The sequence below is a fragment of the Paraburkholderia sp. ZP32-5 genome, from assembly GCF_021390495.1.
Lineage (GTDB): Bacteria > Pseudomonadota > Gammaproteobacteria > Burkholderiales > Burkholderiaceae > Paraburkholderia.
Map to the genome: position 1 here is coordinate 2,331,555 of NZ_JAJEJP010000002.1, position 13,877 is coordinate 2,345,431.

Consider the following 13,877-nt stretch of genomic DNA (forward strand, 5'->3'; position numbering starts at 1 on the left):
CGTTCAGACACACACCGGCAAGCCGATGGCGCAGATTGGTTCGGCAAGCGCGGAACCCAGGGAAACTTCCGTGGATGACACAGGACTTCGCATATCCGCGGCGGTTGGTCGAGATTTAGCCGATCTTAGCAACCTGGTCGTGCTCGCGAATGCTGTTCAATTCGCGTTTTCCTTAAACAGCCAAGGAGAGGTTCGAATGTTTAATGTCGGTTCCAATTACACCACCACTACCACCACCACCACGGAGCAACAAGGCGTTACGTCTCCGCAGAATGGCTTTTCCAGTCCCGCTGCTTCGGGCTCCAGCCAGCAGAATCAGATACTGTCCGATATCGAGAAGCTCCTTTCGGACGTCAGCGGTCAGGGCATGGAAGGCATGCAGCAGCCCGCGATGCAGGGCATGCAGCAACCGATGATGCAAGGTATGCAGCAGCCGATGATGCAGGGTATGCAGCAGCCGATGATGCAAGGCATGCAACAGCCCATGATGCAAGGCATGCAACAGCCCATGATGCAAGGCATGCAACAGCCCATGATGCAAGGTATGCAGCAGCCCATGATGCAGGGTATGCAATCGCCGATGATGCAAGGCACGCCGACGCAGAGCACGGCGTCGCTGCCGAGCGGCAATAACCTCACGCAGATCGGTTCGGCGCTACAGCAAGGCGGAGCTCAGCAGGCAATGGCGGATTTCAAGAACAACGATCCCGCGGCCTTCGAGTCCTTCCAGGCCTCATTGGCCAAGGGCGACGGCAACTCCGCCGCGAACACGCTCGCATCGGCGATCTCGAGCGGGAAATTGAGTCAAGCGGACGGCGCTGCCATCGGCGCACAACTGCAACAGACGGCCAACGCGAACGGCGGCGGCAAGATCAACGGCCAGGCGAGCGGCGCGCTGTCGTCGGCGCTCGGCGGTCAGAATGTTCTGACTCAAGGGCATGAAAGAAGTCTTGGTCAGGTGATCAGTCAGGCACTCGCTTAAGGTCAAGTTGCAGTAGACCTGCCACGGTCGTTGTGAGGCCGTGGCAGGCCTGATTGCTTCCGATTCTAATGACACTTCTGCGATTGCACTGGGCGATATTTCGGTGCCTGACCGATAGTGATGAGGCAAAGAAGTACCCGCTGCCGGCTTCGGCAGCTCTTGAGATTGGCAACGTGCGTTATCGATCTCTGAATGAGGACTTACCCTGCTTGCCAGCAACGCCATAGGCGATTCATCTATTAGTTTTTCTTCGCCTGATAGCGCGCATTGCCGGTGCCAACAGATAAGTGATCTTGTTACCGTCGACGGAAAGCCTGGGCCAGCCGTCGTGCGTCATGAATTCAATGCAAACGGCGTTGTCGGCGTCTACCACCGCCAGCACTTGCGGGGCGACGCGGAACAGCCAGTCCAGCGCCGAATCCCAAAGAGTCGCCCAACGCCCGTGAAATTCCGGCAGCACGGCGAGGTGAACATACCCGCGATCGAAGATCAGCCCGCCAATGTGCGTATCGCCGTACATGAAACCGAGCGACGGGCAATCGCTGTAATGCGCGATGAACGATGCCTTGCTGACGATGCGTAGCGTTTCCGCTCGCTCTCCACGAAAGAAACTGGCGTCCGCGTCGTAGAAAGTCGCGAGATCGGCGCGCGTCGATAGCTGGAATCGTGTCATCACGCAGAATCAAAAGGCGCCCGCTTCCGCATCCAGACCGAGTAGTCCTCGCATTGCTTTGCGAATACGAGGATCGGGATGATCTTGGTCGGCAACGGCATAGCCATGCCACAACGGATCGCCGAGCGCGTGCAGGCACAGTGCTTTTAGCCCGGGGCTATCGTCATCATGCAAGCCGTTGACAATCTGCCATGCGTCCTGCACGCGGCCTCGACGAATTGCAATCGAAACGGGAAATATCAACAGCTTCCCCGCCTCGGGATGAACATTGCAAAGCCGCTCCCAGAGCGTTTCGGCATCGTCGAGCCGATCTTGCCTTATACAGTCGACGATCGTCTGACCCAATTGCTCGACATTGTCGGCTTCATTCGCTTGCATGACGGTACCCCCTATCAACAGAACAGACTCACGACCCGTTGTTTCCGCTCGACTGAGGAGCCAGCGAGCTGACAGCGGATTCGAGCATCTGCATCATGGCACTCGCTTCTGACGCCGCCGCCCCAGCGGGCGTAGCGTTAGCGGCTCCGGTTTTGGCAGCGCCTTCCAGCGCCGGCGCGACCTTCTCTGCGATAGCTGCAATTGCACCCATATCGTTCTCCCGATGTAAAAGTTGACGTCAACCGATGCGACCTTTGGCAAATTCGATTGCTTCGGATCGCAACGCTCAGCATAGAGGCACTGAAATCACATGATTTCAATCTGCCGAATCAACGTCGTACAAAGCGAACCGCAGCTTCAGGGCGTGGGTCTTCTTCCGGAAGAACCCGCCATTGCCGCAGGATCTCGGCGATCTGACGCGCGTATTGATCGCGCAACGCGGGCGTCGCGGAATGATAGGCACCGACCGCGGCCCACGTATTGCCGTATTTGATGACCTGGCGACGCAGCTGCCATGCCGCGATATACACGTTCTTGCACGGCGACATCAGCGCGTCCTTGCCGATGCCGTAGCGCTCCAGTGCAGGCAAATGAATTGTGTTGATCTGCATCAGCCCGTAATCGACCGAACCGTTTGCATTGACGTGTACCGCATCCGGATGATTGCGCGACTCCTGCCATGCAATCGCGCGCAGGATCAGCGGATTGACATGCTGGTACGCAGCCGCATCATCGAAGCAGTTTGCGTACGCAAATCGCGTTGCACTCAAGCCGCAAACGAACACGAGGCAGCCTATTCCGATGCGGGCAGTTTTCATGGAGGAAGGAAAGAAGCAGAAAAGAACCTGAGCGGCCAACAAGACACGCACACGTTTCGCCGTGGTCATCAACCGCTCGACCGACGCCGCGCGTCAACGTGACATTAACGCGTTTGAGCCGTTGAAAACAGCGCTCAACGCATGAGTCACTACATCGGATACGGGTTTCACTACATTCCTTCGTGACTTCGCGATAGCTGTCGACCCTGCCTGGCGACAATCGCACTCGTCATCCCGTCTTCAACTTCTACGTCACGACCATGCTCAACGCGCTCACACTCCGCCGCGCTTTCGCCGCCACACTTCTTTCAGGTCTTTCTGTGATTGGCTTCCATGTCGAATCCGCCCAGGCCGCAGGGTGTAGCGGCCGCGTGTATTGGGACTCGCATTTCCGTGGTGAAGCACAGCACTTGCGGGGCGATGCATCCTATGTCGGCGATCGCTGGAATGACCAGATCTCGTCGATCGCGATCTACTCCGGCGTTTGGCGCTTCTATCGCGATGCCGAATTCAGGGGTGATTATCTGGAACTCGGTCCAGGCAACTATTCATTCCACGCCGGCGACGCATGGAACGACCAGATCAGTTCGCTACGCTGCGTGCGGCCGACCTACTGATTCCATGCGATTGCCGACCGGTCAATCGCCGTGGTTCTCGTGAATACCGGTCACGTCAATGCAAGCGAGTTCCGGTCTTGCAATACCCCTATGGATGAACACATCCATTCTCATTCACCGAGATTTCCCTTGAAGCCGCCGGTCCCTTTATAGTCTGGAACGTCTTTAGCCGGCCCTTCCAACTGCCCTCGCAAATCTTCCGCGAAGTGTTCCTTGATCGTCGTTTTCCCGCCGCTTTCGAGTGTTGGCCTTTCCCTCTGATTCCACGTGCTGCTTTTGAACCTGTCACCTGAAAAATAAGGATCGTCCTTCGAGGCGGCGTGAATGACGTTGACGTTGCCTTCCGCCTGCCTCGCATATCGTACGGACAGCGTGTCCCACATCGCACCCGCCGCCGAATGCGGACGCCCCGCCGGCGTGAACTCTTTGCCGTTGGCATCTTTCGTTGTAAGTCTGTCGTGCAGGGCCGGACCCATTTCGTTTCTGATGCTGGTATTGGCCATCGCCGCGCCCTTCATCAACAACGCTTCACGCGTTGACTGGGCTGCGTCCCTATCGGTTTCCGCTGTGTACTCGAAACGGTTTGCCAGATAGCCGAAACTCTGACCGTGCCCGGCGTAATTTTCGAGCCTCTTTCCGCCCTCGGTCTGCTCGACCGCGGCCCCGCCGTTTTTGCGCGCAAATGCATGGGCCGTGTTCATCGCGCTTGCGGTGACATTGCCTTTCGCATCTCGCTGATCGCCACTCCAGAACACCGCCCCATTCTTGGGCGTCGTCACATCGGCTGAAACGGTGAACGCGGAAAGATTCTTCAGTTCGTTGTTTCGATGAATGACGACGCTGCCGGCAGTGCGGAACATATTTTTCGCCGCGGTGTGTCCGGCAGCCTCATCACGGGTGTCGTGGGCTGTGTTCAGATTGGCGTGCTCTGTCCTGAAGTTCGCCTGCGCCTTATCGGCCAGCTTGCCTGAGGCCTGCGCGGAAGACATGAAATCGTCCGCCGATCGACTTTGCGATGTCGTCGCGGGCTTCCTGCTACCCAGCGCAGACAGCGGACCCGCAACGGTTGATCTGGGTTTCGCGCTCCCTTTGAGGGAATCGGCGCCCGCCTCAGTGGACGACGGACTTGCGTTAATGACTGGAGCTTTCGACGTGACTTTGAATGGCATGGACCTGGCGCGCTTGCATGGAAGTGACGATCGCCATGAGTTTCATCCGATTGCCCGGTCCGCGAACGACAGCAAGCGAAGCGGAATCTTCGGTTACGAAGCGCATGCAGCCGGCTTTCGCAGGCTCTCCTGACTGACAGCTTACAGCGCCCCGCAACCATTCGCGATTTTGCGCAACGCCGAAACAGATGTAGTCGACGGATACATTGTCATAGCCGGCCAGCGGTTGCCCGAAGCGCAGCGGATCGTTATGCTTCCCGCTGAAGACGAAGTTTCATGCACAACGATGTCGCCAGAACCATCAAAAACTGGCGTACATATTCAGGGCTCGATATGACGGAAATCGACGATACGTTGCTGATGGCCTATGTCGATGGCGAGCTACCGCCACAAGACCGCCGGGAAATCGAAAGCAGCATCGCGGCATCGCCGGATCTGGCCGAGCGTGTCGCGCTGTTTAGCGCGTCGCGCCTGCCGTTTCGCGAAGCATTCGCGCAACAGAAGCTGCCGCCGGTTCCCGACAGCCTGAAGAATACGATCGAGCAGATGGCGCGCGCGCACGCCGCACAACCCGTCGACAGCAGCGCCAATGACGCCCGCATCAATCACGACGCGCAGTTGCCGCCGTCGGCGCCGGTGCGCTCGCGCCTGCGCATTGCACCGGCGTGGCTGGCGGTCGCCTTCGTGGCCGGCGCGTTCTGCTTCGGCGCGGTGCTGCGATTCGCACCGGGGATCGCGCCCGGCGTGAATGTCGGCGGCGATAGCATGGCGTCCGTTGCGACGGGCGCGTCGCCGTGGGTCCAGGCGGCGGCCGGCTATCAGCAACTCTATGCGCGCGAAACCATCGCGCAGATGCCGGTCGATGCCGGCACGTTGCCGCAATCCATCGAGCAGATTCGTCGCGAAGATCAGCTTGCACTGCGCATCCCCGATCTGAGCGAAGCGGGCCTGACGTTCAAGCGCGTGCAGCGGCTTCGTTTCAATGGCCGCGCGCTGATTCAGATCGAGTACCTGCCCGAAAACGGAGCGCCGATTGCGTTGTGCGTGATCAAGGAAGCGAAGCCGGATCAGGCGGTGGCTTCGCAGCGCGTCGGCGATATGGATGTCGTCACATGGCGGCAGGCCGAACTCGGCTACGCGCTGATCGGCAATAGCCAAGGCGTCGATCTCGCGGCGCTCGGCAAACGGATTGCGAATCGCAGCGTTGAGCAGTTGTTTGGCGCGGTCAATGGCGAGGCTTCTGTCCGGCCGATTGGTTGATAGGTTTTCGCTCGCATAGGTAGCGTCGTGAGCCGCGCGTGCTGGTGATCCGCGTGGCCGCTCTCGGTCCTCGAACGCCACCGCGTCGCAAAGTCACGAGAAGCTGGTCGAAATTCACGGCACCGCTGTAGCCATCACGAGCATCGCGACCATATCCGCATCCCCTCTTCCGGGTTGATCCGGTCGATCACACGCGCCGCGTATAGCCAACACCAAACGGCAGCGCAAACAGCCCCACACCCATCGCGAGAATCGCGATCATCGCCTGGCAGCGAACCCCTCCAGCAGACCACTGAGCGCGACAAAGAACCCGCGCACATCGCATCAAATCCAGCCGCAAAACCGCGCAGCAAGCGCCCCGCTAAACAGCCCGCCAACCAACACATTCATCCCCGCCCCCCAGCGGATGAGATTTTCTCATGGGCTCCTGAGATTTCATCCTTTGCCCGCCCCCACGCGTTCTCCTAACCTCTGTCGGACGGCGACGACGTCCGTGCCTCGTCCGCGCGGTACGCGCAGTGCCCGCTCGCCGCCACACATAACAAACATCCGGAGACAGTCGCCATGAAAACGATGGAGCTCAGCGCGGCAGCGCCCGCGACGCGACGACGTTGCATCGTCTACGTACTCGTTTTTGGCATCGCGCTGATCAACTACTGGGACCGCGCCGTGCTGTCGATCGCGATCCCGGTGCTCACCCGCGAGTTCCACCTGAGCACGGTCACCGCGGGCTATCTGTTGTCGGCTTTCGTATTGACCTACGCGATCGCGCAGTTGCCGGCCGGCATCGTGCTCGACTGGGTCGGCACGCGCCGCGCGGGCGCCGGCTCGCTCGCGGTATGGTCGGTCGCCACCGCGTTGACCGCGTACGCAACCGGTGTCGTCAATCTGTTTCTGACGCGCCTGCTGCTCGGGCTCGGCGAATCGGTCACGATGCCGCTGACCGCGCGCGCCGTGCGCGAATGGGCGCCCGTCAGGGAACGGGGCTTTGCGCAGGCATTCGTGCATTCGGGCCTGCCGGTCGGCACGGCGATCGCCAGTATCGTGGTCGGCGCAACGGTCGGCGCGCTCGGCTGGCGCACGGCGTTCGTGCTGTCGGGCGCAATAGGACTGCTGTGGGCCGTGATCTGGTTCGCCGTTTATCGCGAGCCGCTGACGTGCCGCTGGCTCGCCACACCCGAACGCGAACTGATTCTGGCCGACCGGCCAGCCGTGCCGGCCAATGCCGCCGCCAATCCGCTGCGCGGCCTCGGCCGCCTGCTGAAGAATCGCACGATGTGGGGGCTCTTTCTGACGCAAGGCTGCGTCAACTACGCGAACTACTTTCTGCTGAGCTGGCTGCCGAGCTACTTCATTCACGCGTACGGTATCAATATCAACGGCTCGGGTCAGGCAACCGGAATCGTCTATTTCTCAGCCGCGATCCTGATGATCTGCTTCGGTGTCGTCTCCGATCGCGTGACGCGCCGCTATCGCGTCGAATCGGGCAAGCGCCGCTATGTGGTCGCAGCGCTCGCGCTCGGCGGCAGCGTGATCGGTCTGACGCCGTTGTTGTCGTCGCACGTTGCGCAGCTGACGGTGATGGCGATCTCGACCGGCTGCGTGTTGAGTGTATTCGCAAACAACGTATCGCTCGCCAACGACCTGCTCGACGACCCGCGCTATGTCGGCACCGCGGTCGGCTGGCTTCAGTTGGGCGGCAATCTGTTCGGTCTCGCCGCACCCGTTGCGACCGGCTATATCGTCGCGCACACCGGCGGCTACAGCGCGGCGTTCGGCGTAGCCGGCGCACTGCTGCTCGCGGGCGCGCTCACCGCAATCACGATGACGCGCCGCCCGGTTTCCGGCCTCTGAGCGATGAGCCGCGCCGTCATGACATTCGATGATCCGCGTGGCGATGACCGCACCGCTCGCCTACGCTTCCGCCCTTGCCGCTGTCAGCAACCAATCGCGCAGCCGCACGATCTTGTCCTCATCGGCGCGCTCGGGCGGACACACCAGGTGATAACCGCGCGCGCGGCGCAACACGAATGGATGCGGCGTAATCAGCCGTCCCGCGGCCAGATCGCGAACCGCATATTTGCGCTGCACCAGCGCCACGCCGAGTCCTTCGAGTGCAAAGCCGAACACGATGCTGACGTCCTCGAAGAACATGTCGTGCGCGCCGAGACTGCGCTCGCCACCCACCGCGCGAATCCAGTCGCTCCATTGATCGCGCAGCCGCGAGTGCAGGAAAGGCAGCGCGAACAGACTGTCGAGCGAGCGCTCGGCATTGAGCCGCACCGCGAGTTTCGGCGCGAGAACAGGGATCAATTCGTCGCTGAAGATCAGATCGTGACGCCAGCCGGGCCCGCTGCCGTCGCCATACACGATGCCGAGATCGACGTGGTCGTGCCGGAAATCGACGGGCTCGACACCGGACGTCAGACGCAGCTTGATGTCCGGATGAGCGCTCTGAAAATCGGCGAGCCGCGGAATCAGCCATTGCGTAAAGAACGTGCTGTAGCCGCGCAAATTGAGAATCTGATGCGGTCCGGTCGCGACCAGCTCCTGCGTCGCGACCGCGATCCGCGAAAGGCAATGAGTCAGCGTCGCGCCATACACCGAGGCACCGGGCGTCAGCGTCAAGCGGCTGGCGCTCGCGCTGCGCTCGAACAGGCGGAAGCCCAGCCACTCTTCGAGCGATCTGATCTGGTGACTCACGGCGCTTTGCGAAATGTTCAACTCGTGCGCGGCCTCGGTAAAGCTCAGATGGCGCGACGCGCATTCGAAGACTCTCAACGCTTTGAGCGGGGGAAGTTGATTGTTCATGCAGTCAGTGACCTGAATCAGAACCCAGAGCGCAATTTACCCGATTGAATCGGTCATTTCACTTCCATACGGAACAAACAGAAAGGAGAAGCGATGTTATTTCTGGTGATCAGCACACCGCGTGCCGAACATCCGTCGACGCTCGTCGGCGACCGGACCCGTTACTGGGACTGGATGCGTCCGTTGCTGAACGACGGACTCGCGCGCTCGGTCCATGCGCGCGTCGGACGCGGCGCGGTGGCGCTATTCGACGTGCCGTCGAACGAAGTACTGCATCGGCTGTTGAACGAATGGGCGGACATCATTGCCGCGCATTTCGACGTTTATCCATTGCTCGACGAGGACACGGCGAAAGCGTTCCTGCGTACGCAGTAAGCGCCGCGCTCTTTCCTGGAGAAACCAGTCGATGAACTACGATATCGATTTCCCGTCCTTGCGCGACGAAGTCAGCGCGCAGGAATGGCAAACCCGCGTAACGCTCGCGGCGTGCTACCGGCTGCTGGACCGGTTCGGCATGACCGACCTGATCTACAACCACATCACCGCGAAGATTCCCGGCACCGACGATCATCTGCTGATCAATCTGTACGGAATGACGTACCGCGAAATCACCGCGTCGAGCCTCGTCAAGATCGACCTCGACGGCAATATCCTCGCGAAGCCGCCCACCGATTACGGCATCAACAAGTCCGGCTATGTGATTCACGGCGCGATCCACGCGGCGCGTCCCGACGTGAACTGCGTGATTCACACGCATACCCGCGCGGGCATGGCGGTGGCCGCGATGAAACAGGGGCTGCTGCCGTTGACGCAAACCGGCATTCGCTTCGTCGGCCATCTCGGCTATCACGACTACGAAGGCCCGGCGATCGATCTCGCCGAACAGCAGCGGCTGGTCCGCGACCTTGGCCCGCACAACGCGATGGTGTTGCGCTCGCATGGTCTGTTGACCTGCGGCCCATCGGTGCCGCAGGCATTTAACACGATGTATCAACTGGAGATGGCGTGCCGCGCGCAGGTCGATGCGATGTCCGGCGGCGCCGACTTGAACATCCCATCGGACGAGACGCTGGCGCGCACCGCGCATCTGTATCAGCCGGGCACGCGTCGTCCGTACGGCGAACTCGAATGGCCGGCGATGCTGCGGCTGCTGCGGGCCGGCATCGTCGCCGGCGGTGCCGATGACTTTGCCCGTTGAACAACGCGCCACGGTGACTGCATGAACGACCTTTCCTCTCTGCCGATCGCGCTGCCGGCAGCGCCTCTATTGCCGGGTCCGCTGGACGACATCCGCGCTCCCGGCGAGCGCTTTCCCGCCGGTTCGTGCGACTGCCACGCGCATGTGTTCGGCCCGGACCATCTGTACCCTTACATCGGCAACGCCGCGTACCGCTTCCCGCTGACCACCGTCGAACGCTTCGAGGCGATGCTCGCGACGCTCGGTTGCACGCGCGCCGTGCTGATTCAGCCGAGCGTCTACGGCACGGACAATCGCTGCATGCTCGCGGCGCTGCGCGCGCGGCCCGACACGCTGCGCGGTGTCGCCGTGGTCGACCCGGACATCAGCGACGCCGAACTGCTCGAACTCGACGCGGCGGGCGTCAAAGGCATCCGCATCAATGTGTCGTCGAAAACCTCGGTGCTGCGCATCGACGACGCGCCGCGGCTCGCCGCCCGTATCGCGCCGCTCGGCTGGCATCTGCAGTTCTTCGCGAAGCTCGATCAGATGCCGGAACTCGGCGAGCGGCTACGCGCGCTGCCGGTGCGTTGCGTGATCGATCACTTCGGTCATATCGACGCGAACGACGGCGCGAGCGGCGCGGGCTTCAGGCAACTGCTCGAACTCGCGGCACTCGATCACGTCTGGTTCAAGCTGGTGGGGCCCTACCGTCTATCGACGCGAGCGCCGCGCTTTCCCGACGTGACGCCGCTCGCGCGCCGCCTGATCGACACGGCACCGGAGCGCTGCGTGTGGGCGAGTGACTGGCCGCACCCGAACGCATCACCGATGCCGAACGACGGCGACCTCGCCGACGCGCTGTTCGACTGGGCACCTGATCCGACGATCCGGCGACGCATCCTCGTCGACAATCCGGCGCAGTTGTACGGTTTCGACGCTGCCGCGGCTTCGCGCGCGAGCTGAACGCGTGAACTGAACACATGAGCTGAACGCACCAGCGCAACACCACGCCGTGGCGCGTACGCGTGCCGCGGCCACAACGACAATAATCGGAGACAACGATGTGGAAGAACCTGAACGCGCTCGAAAAGCGCACCATGATCGGCTGCTTTGCCGGCTGGTCGCTCGATGCGCTCGATGCCCAGGCCTACAGCTTCGTGATGCCAGCGCTGCTCGGCCTGTGGGGCATCAGCCGCGGCCAGGCCGGAATGCTCGGCACCGTCACGCTGCTCGTGTCCGCGTTCGGCGGCTGGTTCGTCGGCATGTTCAGCGACCGTTACGGCCGCGTGCGCGTGTTGCAGATCACCGTCGTCTGGTACGCGGTCTTCACGTTTCTGAGCGGCTTCACGCAGAACTTCGAGCAGTTGTTCGTCTGCCGGGCGCTGCAAGGCCTCGGCTTCGGCGGCGAATGGGCGGCGGGCGCGGTGCTGATCGGCGAAGTGATCCGCGACGAGTATCGCGGCCGCGCGGTCGGCATCGTGCAAAGCGGCTGGGCGATCGGCTGGGGCGCGGCGGCGCTGTTGTTCGGCGTCGTGTTCTCGCGGTTTCCCGACGCGCTCGCGTGGCGGATCATGTTCTGGACCGGTCTGCTCCCGGCGTTCGGCGCGATCTGGATGCGCGGAAAGCTGCGTGAGCCCGAAGCGTCCGCGCCGGCCCGGCAGGCCGCGCGCAATACCTCGGTCGCCGCGCAGATCGGCATTATTTTCACGCGCCCCTATCTGGCGACGACGATCAAGGCAGCCGCGCTCGCCACGGGTGCAACCGGCGGGTCGTACTCGTTCGTCGTATGGCTGCCGACCTATCTGAAAACGGTCCGACATATGTCGGTAATCGGCACGACCGCTTTCACCACTGTGCTGATCGCCGGTTCCTTCGTGGGCTTTCTGGCCGGCGCGTATCTATGCGATGCGATCGGACGGCGCCGCACGTTCATGGTCAGCACGATCGGCTCGGCGATCATGCTGGTGCTGTATATGGGCATCTCGCTGCCCGACAACCTGATGCTCGTGCTCGGCTTTCCGCTCGGCTTCTGCGCGTACATGATGTTCTCGCCGATGGGACCTTATATGACCGAGCTGTTCCCGAGCGCGATCCGCGGCACCGCGCAGGGCTTCTGCTACAACTTCGGCCGGGGGATAGGCGCGCTGTTTCCCGGTGTGATCGGCTTGCTCGGCTCGATGCTGCCGCTTGGCGGCACGATCGTCGCGTTCGGTGTCAGTGCGTACGCAATCATGCTGATCGCCATCGCGTTGCTGCCGGAGACGGCCGGCCGCGCGCTCGATGCCGGGGCGCCGTCCGTGCCGGCCAGCGAGTCCGAAGAATCCTATCGTCGGGAGCTAAGCACCGATAGCCGATGACGAGCACCCCGCTTTGGGGCCGACGGCGCCGCCGTCAGTCCCCGAACGGGTTGATGCTCTCCTTCGCTTCAGTACGAAGGTTGTATTCCGCGCGCACGGCCTTGAGCACATCGTCGATGCCGCGCTCGAAGCCGGCCGCGTTACCGAAGTGCTTCATGGTCCAGTTGCAGCCGGTCTTGTCCTCGTCCTGCAATTGCGGCCGCAGCACACGAATCTTCACACCATCATCGACGACTTCCTGCAATCGATGAATTCGCCGATCGACCTCCTGCTGTAGCTGCGAAGCATTGAGCATCTTGCGGATCATCCGGGTCTCCTTCCATTGTTCGAGCCAGTCCGGCATCAGTCAGGCGCCGCGCGGCCGGTGGTGGCCGGTGGCGGCCTGTTGCGCCTCCATCATACGCACGTCATGGACCGGCGTTATTTACCGGTAACTCGCCGGCGCTAACGCAAGCGCTAACATAGACGGCGAATAGTTAAGCCAAATGCTGGCGCGTGAACTTTGCCCGCACTATGCTGACAAATAAAAACATCGTAATCCGGACCTGGTCATGCCAAGCGTACTACTGGTCGATGATGATGCGCAGACGCTCGAAGCGTGGGCCGCCCTGTGCGCCGCCGATGGTTTCGAAGTGACGAGCGCAAGCGACGGCCAGTCGGCGCTGGCCGCGTTCATGGAATCCCCGGTGGATGTAGTTGTTGCCGACTGGCGCATGCCGGTCATGTCGGGCAGCGAACTCTGTCACCGTTTGCGCACGGTCCCCGGCTTGCCGGATGTCGCCTTTATCCTGATCTCGGGAGAACCGTCGCCCCCCGCCTTTGTCAGCTACGACGGGTTTCTGCGCAAACCCGTTGACGGCAGCGTGCTGCTTGCCACGATGCGGCGTCTGCTGGTCGAACGGGTCACGCATCGGGGCTCGCGGGGCTCGCGGAACAGCAAAAAAACCTGAGCCGGCAGCGTCGTTCACGCGGCGAGCGCCGCTGCAGCGGCGCTACGCGTCGAACGAATTAACCGGACCAATGAAGTCCATCTTCCCCAAGTCGACGCCATTCGCACGCAAGATCGCGTAAGCCATCGCGACATGGAAGTAGACGTTCGGAATCACGATCTGCAGCAGATAATTTTCTCCGGTCAATTTGCCCGGCACCCACGACACCTTGACGACCTGGCCCGCAGCATCGGCATACCGTTCGGCCGCCACGCTCTCGGCGAACTCGATCGTCTTGCGCAAGCGCGCACGTGCGTCTTCGAGCGTTTGCTCATTGTCCTCATGTCGCGGAGGTTGCTGTCCCGACAGCCACGCGGCGCCCCCCTTCAGATAGTCGCAAGCGCTTTGTATCTGATAGAGCAAGCCGGCCATGTCGGGCGCGAGACGCGTCGACAGCAGAACATCGACATCGAACTTCTTTGCGTTCGCGAAGCGCTCGGCCTTGTCGAGATACGTTTCCATCGATCTGACTGCCTGCACGCATTGCGCGATAGCCTGTGCATACATTGTGGGTCTCCAAACACTGATGTTTTCGCAACATAACGCAACTGCGTGACGATGCGAACGTTTGATTAAAGGGCATTCTTAACAGGCATTCGCTACTGCGCCCGCCATCGCGAATTCCGGCCCCGGCGAGCCGTTT

The 13,877-nt window shown here is 61.6% G+C and carries 17 protein-coding genes; 10 read left to right on the top strand and 7 right to left on the bottom strand.

All coding sequences use genetic code 11. The features are described 5' to 3' along the window. Nucleotides 1-70: 70 nt before the first annotated feature. Nucleotides 71-982 (top strand): hypothetical protein, encoded by a 912-nt coding sequence (locus L0U82_RS29130; RefSeq protein WP_233836512.1) that lies wholly within the window; start codon nucleotides 71-73, stop codon nucleotides 980-982. A gap of 232 nt (nucleotides 983-1,214) precedes the next feature. On the opposite strand, the gene L0U82_RS29135 is transcribed toward L0U82_RS29130, so the two are convergent. The 3 genes from L0U82_RS29135 to L0U82_RS29145 form a co-directional block, all read right to left on the bottom strand. Next, on the bottom strand, nucleotides 1,215-1,502 hold the full coding sequence (locus tag L0U82_RS29135) for a hypothetical protein (RefSeq protein ID WP_233836514.1): 288 nt from the start codon (nucleotides 1,500-1,502) through the stop codon (nucleotides 1,215-1,217). A 162-nt stretch (nucleotides 1,503-1,664) separates the two neighbouring features. Then, complete coding sequence (locus tag L0U82_RS29140) at nucleotides 1,665-2,033, bottom strand: HrpB1 family type III secretion system apparatus protein (protein WP_233836516.1); 369 nt, start codon at nucleotides 2,031-2,033, stop codon at nucleotides 1,665-1,667. A 329-nt stretch (nucleotides 2,034-2,362) separates the two neighbouring features. Continuing rightward, a complete protein-coding gene (locus L0U82_RS29145) occupies nucleotides 2,363-2,851 on the bottom strand; it encodes a lytic transglycosylase domain-containing protein (RefSeq protein WP_233836518.1) in 489 nt (162 codons plus the stop codon). A 260-nt stretch (nucleotides 2,852-3,111) separates the two neighbouring features. On the opposite strand from L0U82_RS29145, the gene L0U82_RS29150 reads away from it, so the two are divergent. Next, on the top strand, nucleotides 3,112-3,468 hold the full coding sequence (locus L0U82_RS29150; protein WP_233836520.1) for a beta/gamma crystallin-related protein: 357 nt from the start codon (nucleotides 3,112-3,114) through the stop codon (nucleotides 3,466-3,468). 110 nt (nucleotides 3,469-3,578) lie between these two features. Here the strand turns inward: L0U82_RS29150 and L0U82_RS29155 are convergent, their stop codons facing one another. After that, complete coding sequence (locus L0U82_RS29155) at nucleotides 3,579-4,457, bottom strand: hypothetical protein (RefSeq protein ID WP_233836522.1); 879 nt, start codon at nucleotides 4,455-4,457, stop codon at nucleotides 3,579-3,581. Here L0U82_RS29155 and L0U82_RS29160 point away from each other — a divergent pair. The 3 genes from L0U82_RS29160 to L0U82_RS29170 all read left to right on the top strand — a co-directional run bounded on the left by L0U82_RS29160 (nucleotide 4,456) and on the right by L0U82_RS29170 (nucleotide 7,751). Then, nucleotides 4,456-4,770 (top strand): hypothetical protein, encoded by a 315-nt coding sequence (locus tag L0U82_RS29160; RefSeq protein WP_233836523.1) that lies wholly within the window; start codon nucleotides 4,456-4,458, stop codon nucleotides 4,768-4,770. The genes L0U82_RS29155 and L0U82_RS29160 overlap by 2 nt on opposite strands. Nucleotides 4,771-4,970: 200 nt before the next feature. Next, nucleotides 4,971-5,897 carry an anti-sigma factor gene (locus L0U82_RS29165; RefSeq protein ID WP_233836525.1) on the top strand — a complete coding sequence of 309 codons (927 nt, stop codon included), beginning with the start codon at nucleotides 4,971-4,973 and terminating at the stop codon, nucleotides 5,895-5,897. Between the two features lie 564 nt (nucleotides 5,898-6,461). Beyond that, nucleotides 6,462-7,751 (top strand): MFS transporter, encoded by a 1,290-nt coding sequence (locus L0U82_RS29170; RefSeq protein ID WP_233836527.1) that lies wholly within the window; start codon nucleotides 6,462-6,464, stop codon nucleotides 7,749-7,751. 60 nt (nucleotides 7,752-7,811) lie between these two features. On the opposite strand, the gene L0U82_RS29175 is transcribed toward L0U82_RS29170, so the two are convergent. After that, the gene (locus L0U82_RS29175) at nucleotides 7,812-8,708 is read right to left on the bottom strand and encodes a LysR substrate-binding domain-containing protein (RefSeq protein ID WP_233836528.1); all 897 of its coding nucleotides are present in this window, start codon (nucleotides 8,706-8,708) and stop codon (nucleotides 7,812-7,814) included. A gap of 93 nt (nucleotides 8,709-8,801) precedes the next feature. Here L0U82_RS29175 and L0U82_RS29180 point away from each other — a divergent pair, with 93 nt between their 5' ends. From L0U82_RS29180 to L0U82_RS29195, 4 genes are all read left to right on the top strand, one after another. Continuing rightward, nucleotides 8,802-9,083 carry a DUF3303 domain-containing protein gene (locus tag L0U82_RS29180; RefSeq protein ID WP_233836529.1) on the top strand — a complete coding sequence of 94 codons (282 nt, stop codon included), beginning with the start codon at nucleotides 8,802-8,804 and terminating at the stop codon, nucleotides 9,081-9,083. Between the two features lie 31 nt (nucleotides 9,084-9,114). Continuing rightward, the gene (locus L0U82_RS29185; RefSeq protein WP_233836530.1) at nucleotides 9,115-9,906 is read left to right on the top strand and encodes a class II aldolase/adducin family protein; all 792 of its coding nucleotides are present in this window, start codon (nucleotides 9,115-9,117) and stop codon (nucleotides 9,904-9,906) included. A gap of 21 nt (nucleotides 9,907-9,927) precedes the next feature. Continuing rightward, nucleotides 9,928-10,851: an amidohydrolase family protein gene (locus tag L0U82_RS29190; protein ID WP_233836531.1), complete on the top strand. Its 924-nt coding sequence runs from the start codon at nucleotides 9,928-9,930 to the stop codon at nucleotides 10,849-10,851. Nucleotides 10,852-10,949: 98 nt separating this feature from the next. After that, entirely contained in the window at nucleotides 10,950-12,245 is a 1,296-nt protein-coding gene (locus L0U82_RS29195) for an MFS transporter (protein WP_233836532.1), read from the top strand. A gap of 34 nt (nucleotides 12,246-12,279) precedes the next feature. On the opposite strand, the gene L0U82_RS29200 is transcribed toward L0U82_RS29195, so the two are convergent. Continuing rightward, nucleotides 12,280-12,552, bottom strand: coding sequence for a hypothetical protein (locus L0U82_RS29200; protein WP_233837549.1), 273 nt, complete (start codon nucleotides 12,550-12,552; stop codon nucleotides 12,280-12,282). 244 nt (nucleotides 12,553-12,796) lie between these two features. On the opposite strand from L0U82_RS29200, the gene L0U82_RS29205 reads away from it, so the two are divergent. Next, on the top strand, nucleotides 12,797-13,195 hold the full coding sequence (locus tag L0U82_RS29205) for a response regulator (RefSeq protein ID WP_233836533.1): 399 nt from the start codon (nucleotides 12,797-12,799) through the stop codon (nucleotides 13,193-13,195). Between the two features lie 42 nt (nucleotides 13,196-13,237). On the opposite strand, the gene L0U82_RS29210 is transcribed toward L0U82_RS29205, so the two are convergent. Continuing rightward, nucleotides 13,238-13,741, bottom strand: a complete 504-nt coding sequence (locus tag L0U82_RS29210) for a DUF1993 domain-containing protein (RefSeq protein ID WP_233836535.1) — start codon at nucleotides 13,739-13,741, stop codon at nucleotides 13,238-13,240. Between the last annotated feature and the right edge of the window lie 136 nt (nucleotides 13,742-13,877).

Coding starts and splice junctions, on each gene's coding strand:
- L0U82_RS29210 (WP_233836535.1), bottom strand. CDS start 13,741: ATGTATGCACAGGCTATCGCGCAATGCGTGCAGGCAGTCAGATCGATG.
- L0U82_RS29140 (WP_233836516.1), bottom strand. CDS start 2,033: ATGCAAGCGAATGAAGCCGACAATGTCGAGCAATTGGGTCAGACGATC.
- L0U82_RS29195 (WP_233836532.1), top strand. CDS start 10,950: ATGTGGAAGAACCTGAACGCGCTCGAAAAGCGCACCATGATCGGCTGC.
- L0U82_RS29170 (WP_233836527.1), top strand. CDS start 6,462: ATGAAAACGATGGAGCTCAGCGCGGCAGCGCCCGCGACGCGACGACGT.
- L0U82_RS29205 (WP_233836533.1), top strand. CDS start 12,797: ATGCCAAGCGTACTACTGGTCGATGATGATGCGCAGACGCTCGAAGCG.
- L0U82_RS29150 (WP_233836520.1), top strand. CDS start 3,112: ATGCTCAACGCGCTCACACTCCGCCGCGCTTTCGCCGCCACACTTCTT.
- L0U82_RS29135 (WP_233836514.1), bottom strand. CDS start 1,502: ATGTACGGCGATACGCACATTGGCGGGCTGATCTTCGATCGCGGGTAT.
- L0U82_RS29155 (WP_233836522.1), bottom strand. CDS start 4,457: ATGTCTTCCGCGCAGGCCTCAGGCAAGCTGGCCGATAAGGCGCAGGCG.
- L0U82_RS29185 (WP_233836530.1), top strand. CDS start 9,115: ATGAACTACGATATCGATTTCCCGTCCTTGCGCGACGAAGTCAGCGCG.
- L0U82_RS29200 (WP_233837549.1), bottom strand. CDS start 12,552: ATGATCCGCAAGATGCTCAATGCTTCGCAGCTACAGCAGGAGGTCGAT.
- L0U82_RS29180 (WP_233836529.1), top strand. CDS start 8,802: ATGTTATTTCTGGTGATCAGCACACCGCGTGCCGAACATCCGTCGACG.
- L0U82_RS29190 (WP_233836531.1), top strand. CDS start 9,928: ATGAACGACCTTTCCTCTCTGCCGATCGCGCTGCCGGCAGCGCCTCTA.
- L0U82_RS29160 (WP_233836523.1), top strand. CDS start 4,456: ATGAAATCGTCCGCCGATCGACTTTGCGATGTCGTCGCGGGCTTCCTG.
- L0U82_RS29165 (WP_233836525.1), top strand. CDS start 4,971: ATGACGGAAATCGACGATACGTTGCTGATGGCCTATGTCGATGGCGAG.
- L0U82_RS29145 (WP_233836518.1), bottom strand. CDS start 2,851: ATGAAAACTGCCCGCATCGGAATAGGCTGCCTCGTGTTCGTTTGCGGC.
- L0U82_RS29175 (WP_233836528.1), bottom strand. CDS start 8,708: ATGAACAATCAACTTCCCCCGCTCAAAGCGTTGAGAGTCTTCGAATGC.